At 66.3% G+C, this 5,529-nt stretch carries 6 protein-coding genes and 1 pseudogene; all 7 read right to left on the bottom strand.

Features of this window, described 5'->3' with window-relative positions; translation table 11 throughout:
• Window positions 1-170: 170 nt before the first annotated feature.
• Window positions 171-749 carry a hypothetical protein gene (locus tag H7A85_RS20465; RefSeq protein ID WP_182422384.1) on the bottom strand — a complete coding sequence of 193 codons (579 nt, stop codon included), beginning with the start codon at window positions 747-749 and terminating at the stop codon, window positions 171-173.
• A 143-nt stretch (window positions 750-892) separates the two neighbouring features.
• The gene (locus H7A85_RS20460) at window positions 893-1,057 is read right to left on the bottom strand and encodes a hypothetical protein (RefSeq protein WP_182422383.1); all 165 of its coding nucleotides are present in this window, start codon (window positions 1,055-1,057) and stop codon (window positions 893-895) included.
• Between the two features lie 157 nt (window positions 1,058-1,214).
• Window positions 1,215-1,595 (bottom strand): annotated as a pseudogene (locus H7A85_RS21040) (IS5 family transposase); the annotation flags it as partial.
• Window positions 1,565-1,960, bottom strand: coding sequence for a transposase (locus H7A85_RS21035; RefSeq protein ID WP_280514941.1), 396 nt, complete (start codon window positions 1,958-1,960; stop codon window positions 1,565-1,567). The gene H7A85_RS21035 and the pseudogene H7A85_RS21040, both read right to left, overlap by 31 nt.
• Before the next feature lie 126 nt (window positions 1,961-2,086).
• Complete coding sequence (locus H7A85_RS20450) at window positions 2,087-3,571, bottom strand: NAD-dependent succinate-semialdehyde dehydrogenase (protein ID WP_182422382.1); 1,485 nt, start codon at window positions 3,569-3,571, stop codon at window positions 2,087-2,089.
• 79 nt (window positions 3,572-3,650) lie between these two features.
• Window positions 3,651-4,259, bottom strand: a complete 609-nt coding sequence (locus H7A85_RS20445) for a dihydroxyacetone kinase subunit L (RefSeq protein ID WP_182422381.1) — start codon at window positions 4,257-4,259, stop codon at window positions 3,651-3,653.
• Entirely contained in the window at window positions 4,256-5,254 is a 999-nt protein-coding gene (locus H7A85_RS20440) for a dihydroxyacetone kinase subunit DhaK (RefSeq protein WP_182422380.1), read from the bottom strand. Before H7A85_RS20440 ends, H7A85_RS20445 begins: the two co-directional genes overlap by 4 nt.
• Window positions 5,255-5,529 lie beyond the last annotated feature (275 nt).

Below are 5,529 nucleotides of genomic sequence, written 5' to 3'. Positions count from 1 at the left end.
CATCGGCAACAAACCGCCGATATCGCTGGTGAACCGGTCAGCGGCACATGGCCCGCCGCCGCCGGTCGAAGCTCGATGACGGCCGGCCAAACAGTCCAGGAACGGGTGGCAGGTCAAGCCGACGATCCACCAACATTCAAACCGGACCCGGCAATGGGGGCAGGTCATACTTAGAACCAGTTCGCCAGCATCACCCCCATGAACACGACGAGGATGACGAGGGCGGAGCATGAGAAAAAGTAGACTGCGTTGCCGACGAAAAGCTCGTAGCCATCGGTTCGTGCCCGCCACTCGTCGGGAGCGAAGAAATCGAGCTCGATTTGGCACGGTCCCCCGGCGCTGCGCGGCAGACCAAGGTTTTCCTCGATTGAAAAGGCGAACACGCTCGAGACACGATCGTTCAGCGCACCGGGCGTTTCGTCGTGTTGAAGCCATTCGGGGTCCGGTCCCATCCGTCCGAAGATCAAGCCATCGCCGGGATACTCGCAGGTAACCAGGCAATGCGGCTCCACCGGCGACAGGAGGTCGGAACGCGGCTGCAGATCGTTCTTCCCGAATAGGTAGGCGCCATGGAGAACCTGTTGCTCGACCAGTTGCGTCGGCTTCACCGGACCGCGCGATAGCTCGCCGCACGAGAAGGGCGGAACGACGAGGTTCTCGCTGACGCCGTCGAGCGTCATAAACATCGCCATTGTGTGATGGCAGAGCAGGTGATCGGCCGGGAATGTGATCTGAAACAGGAATGCCATCGGCTCGCCCGCCAGAACCGAGCGCGGGACTTCGAAGCCGGACGGCAGCCATGGAATGCCGCCGATCCGCCCAGGCGCGCGAAGAGCCTCCGCAGGATCAATCCTGTCGGTGAACTGGAGCAGCATCGATGTCCCCTCTCCGCTCACGTCGCAGCATCGTAGGCGGCGCGCACCAGGACGGGCAGCTCGGCCGAGAAGCGGTCATCGTTCACGAAGAGCGGGAAGAGCAGCCAACCGTCGCCGAGTTCGCCGCAATCAATGGCGCCACGGGCCATCGCGTCAGCAATCCTCTCTTGCGGCGTTCGCATGCTTACACCTTCCATGCCTTCCACGAAGGCGAAGACCACGTTGTCGCGGTAGACAAAGACCGAGCGGAACGCTGACGGGTCGGCGCAGTAGATTGCGGCTTTCGGAAGCGGCCTGACGGATTGTAGAAGCGGCCCGCTTACGTCACCATGCGCGGACCTACGTTCTGTTGACATAGTCCCTCACCCAGATGCGTGAGGCGGCCAGCGCCAGGAAGGCGAGGAAGGAACTGGCGGTCTTGTCGTAGCGGGTAGCGATGCGACGGGCCTGCCTCAGGCGGTTGAACATGCGCTCGATGCGGTTGCGATCTCGGTACTGGTGGAGATCGCATGCCGCTGGCGTCCGGCGGTTGGCCTTGGGCGGGATCACCAGCATGATGCTCCTCATCAGCAACGACTGGCGTACCTCGTCCCCGTCGTAACCCTTGTCGGCCAGCATGAGACGCGGCTTGCCGACCGGCATGGCCAGAAGGGCGGGAACGGCTTTGTAGTCGGATACCTCGCCGCCCGTCAGCACGAAGCCAAGAGGGCGCCCCTGACCGTGTGCTCGGGCGTGGACCTTCGTCGTAAAGCCGCCGCGGCTTCGACCAAAGCCCTGCGTATAGGTCCCCCTTTAGCGCCCGCCGCCTGAGAATGGCCGCGCACGGTGGTGGAGTCGATCATGTGATGCCAGTCGTCGGTCAGCCCCAATTCCACCCGCGTCTCCAGCATGGCGTCCCAGATGCCCTGTTCGGCCCAGGGGTGAAACCGGACGTAGACCGAGTTCCACTTGCCGTAGCGCTCATGCATGTCGCGCCATGGGCAGCCGACCCGCAACACAAACAGCATGCCGTCCAGGAACTGCCGGTTGTCCTGGAACGGGCGAGCTTTGCGACCCCGCTCGCTTGGCAAAAGCGCGCCGATCACCGCCCATTCTTCATCCGTCAGGTCGCCTCGCGCCAACGCTGCCTCCCAAAGACAGCCTTGAATCAGACCTCAGCCCGTCCAAGAAACTACGCTGTCAACAGGGCCTGGGAACTAACAACTCGCCGATCACAGTCCGCCGAGCGCGACGTATTTGAGTTCGAGGTATCCTTCGATGCCGTGGCGGGAGCCCTCGCGGCCGAGCCCGGACTGTTTGACGCCGCCGAAGGGGGCCATCTCGTTGGCCAGCGCCCCGGTGTTGACGCCCACCATGCCCGCTTCCAGCGCCTCGGCGACCGTGAAGATGCGCTTCATGTCGCGGGCGTAGAGATAGGCGGCCAGGCCGAACTCGGAGGCGTTGGCCTTTGCGATCACATCGGCCTCGTCGGTGAAGGCGATGATCGGGGCGAGCGGGGCGAAGGTTTCCTCTCTCGTCACGATCATGTCCTGCGTCACGCCGGTGACGACGGTAGGCTCGAACAGGGTGGGCGCAAGGCATGAGCGCCGACCGCCGGTCAAGACGGTAGCGCCCTTCTGCAGGGCGTCGGCTAGGTGCTCTTCCATCTTCGCCACGGCTTTGCCGTCGATCAGCGGCCCCATGGTGACGCCGGGTTCCGAGCCGCGACCGAGCCTCAAGGTGGCGACCCGGTCGAGCAGCTTCTGCGTGAAGGCCTCCGCCACGCTCGCCTGGACGTAGAGCCGGTTGGCGCAGACGCAGGTCTGCCCCGCATTGCGGAACTTCGACAGGAGAGCCCCGTCGGCGGCCGCATCGAGATCGGCGTCGTTGAACACGATGAATGGGGCGTTGCCGCCGAGCTCCAGGCTCAGCTTCTTGATCTGATCGGCCCCCTCGCGCATCAGCCAGCGGCCGACGTTGGTGGAGCCGGTGAACGAGATCTTGGCCACCGTCGGGTTCTTGGTCACCTCCATACCGAACGCCTTGGCGTCGGTGGTGGTGACCACCGAGAAGGCCCCCTTCGGCACCCCGGCCCGCTCGGCTAGAACGGCCAGCGCCAGCGCCGACAGCGGCGTCTGGGCGGCAGGCTTGAGGACCATCGTGCAGCCGGCGGCCAGCGCCGGGCCGACCTTGCGGGTGATCATGCCGTTCGGGAAGTTCCAGGGCGTGATCGCCGCGCACACGCCCACCGGCTGCTTCAGCACCAAGATGCGCTGGGACGCATTGGGGCCGGGAATGATCTCCCCGTCGATGCGCTTGGCTTCCTCCGCGAACCATTCGAGATAGGCCGCGTTGGAAACGATCTCGCCCTTGGCTTCGGCGAGCGGCTTGCCCTGCTCGGCGGTCAGGATCGCGGCGAGGTCGTCGGCGTTCCCAACGATCAGATCGAACCAGCGCTTGAGGATCGCGGCCCGCTCCTTGGCCGGAACCCTAGCCCAGTCGCGCTGGACCGCAGCCGCCGCCTCAATCGCCCGGCGCGTGTCCTCGACGCCTAGGTCGGGCAGCGTCGCGATCACCGAACCATCGAACGGATCGGTGACGGTAAAGCTCCTGTTCGACGCGCCGGTCCACTCGCCGGCAATAGAGGCGCGCGACTCGAGAAGCGAAGCGTCGGACAGGGAGGCGGACGAACGGGCCGGTCGGTCGAGGGCGGACATTGTCAGCATCCTTGCGCATGACGAGGCGGCGACGTCGTCCCCGCGTCTAGAGGGCGGCAACATGCCGCCCGAGGTGGAACTAGTTGTTCGACGCTTGCACCAGCTTTGCAAGCGCCAGCATGCCGGGGTCGTCGCTGCCGACGCTCTTCTCGGGAAACATGCGGGCGCGGCCAATGCGGCAGGGACGCGGCTTGAAGTCGGAAACGGCCCGGGCTGCGCCCCAGCCGGCGGCCTCGCTCGCGGCCGCCGGGGTCGCGACCCCTTCGAGCGCGAACGCGACGGCATCAAGCCCGTCCAGCACCGTCTTGTCGCCGAGGCTTGCCCCGCCTCGCGCCAGCATGGCGTCGCGGGCCCCTCGCAGCAGCTCGGGCAACTCGCTCCAGTTCGCCTCGCGCCGGTCTTTCGTAGCCTTGGCAAGGCTCATCAACGCGGTGGCAATCAGCGTGCCGAGGCTGGAGCCGGTGGCCGAGAGCGTCGCCTTGGCAAGCGCCGCGAAGCTCGCGCCCAGATCGGCATCGCCCTCGACCGGCACCTCGGCCATGCGCGCGATGACCCGCGCTAGCATCGAGCCGGTGTCGCCGTCGCCGAGCACCGCGTCGGCGGCGTTCAGCTCCTGCTCCAACGTCGCCATGCGGCCGTGCGAGGCCGCGACGAGGGCCGCAACGTCCCGTGCAGTGAAGCCGCTCATCCCACCCTCCAGAACGGGCATGCGGCCGGGGCGGCGAGCAGCGCCTCCAGTTCCTCGTCGACAAGGATGACGCTCACCGAGGCCCCGGCCATCTCCATCGAGGTGACGTAGTTGCCGACCAGCGGCTGGACGATCGTCACCCCGGCTTCGGCCAGACGCCCGGCGAAGCGTCGGTAGAGAACGAACAACTCCTCCAGAGGCGTCGCCCCGAGGCCGTTGACAATCAACGAGACGCGGCTCCCGTCGGGCATCAGACGGTCGGCCGAGAGACGCTCCAGCATCTCGTCGGCGATGGCGTCGGCGGGGCGCATTCCGGCGCGCCAGATCCCCGGCTCGCCGTGGATGCCCATGCCCATCTCGATCTCGTTCTCGCCGATAGCGAAGTTGGGCGCGGCCGCCGTCGGCACCCGGCAGGGCGAAAGGGCGACGCCGATCGTGCGGGTCGCGTCCACCGCCTTCTGGGCGATGCGGGCGACCTCGGCGAGATCCCGACCGGCTTCCGCCGCCGCTCCGGCGATCTTGTAGGCGTAGACGATGCCCGCAACGCCGCGCCGCTTCTTCACCTCCTCCGGCCCGGCGCTGGCGATGTCGTCGGTGCCGAGCACGGTGCGCGTCGCGATGCCGTCGAGCTCGGCCATCTCGCCGGCCATGTCGAAGTTCATCCGGTCGCCGCCGTAGTTGCCGTACAGGCAAAGCACGCCTGCGCCGCGATCGGCGAGCGCGATCGCCTCCTGGCAACTCCCGACGTTCGGACCCTCGAAGACGTTGCCGATCGAGCACGTGTCGAGAAGCCCGGTCCCGACATAACCCGTGAACAGCGGCAGATGGCCCGAACCGCCGCCCGAGGCGATCCCGACCTTGCCCTCGGGCTTCGGGCTAGTGCGGCGGATCACGCGCCCCGACGCGCCGTCGCGCGTCATCGTCGGATTCGCCAGCACCAAGCCTTCGAGCATCTCCTCGACATAGGCCGTCGGCGCGTTGATCAGCTTCTTCATGGCAATGCCCTTCCGGCCAGCTCAGTAGGTGAGGTTCTCGTGGTCCTTGAAGCTGGTGATCGGCGGATAGGCCAGCTCGTCGGTGATGACGTCGAGCACTGTGGTGCGGCCCGACGCGAGCGCCGCCTTCAACGCCGGCTGGAAGTCCTCCTGGTCTGCCCCCTGAAAAGTGGTCCTCCCTGAAGTAGGCTTTCGAGCTGATGGAGGACACGAGAATGGGACAGAAGAAGCACAAGCCGGAAGAGATCGTCGCCAAACTTCGGCAGGTGGACGTG

The sequence above is a fragment of the Aureimonas sp. ME7 genome, assembly GCF_903970965.1.
Classification (GTDB): domain Bacteria; phylum Pseudomonadota; class Alphaproteobacteria; order Rhizobiales; family Rhizobiaceae; genus Aureimonas.
Note: the sequence above shows the minus strand (reverse complement) of the source record. Positions and strands in the feature narration are given on the sequence as shown.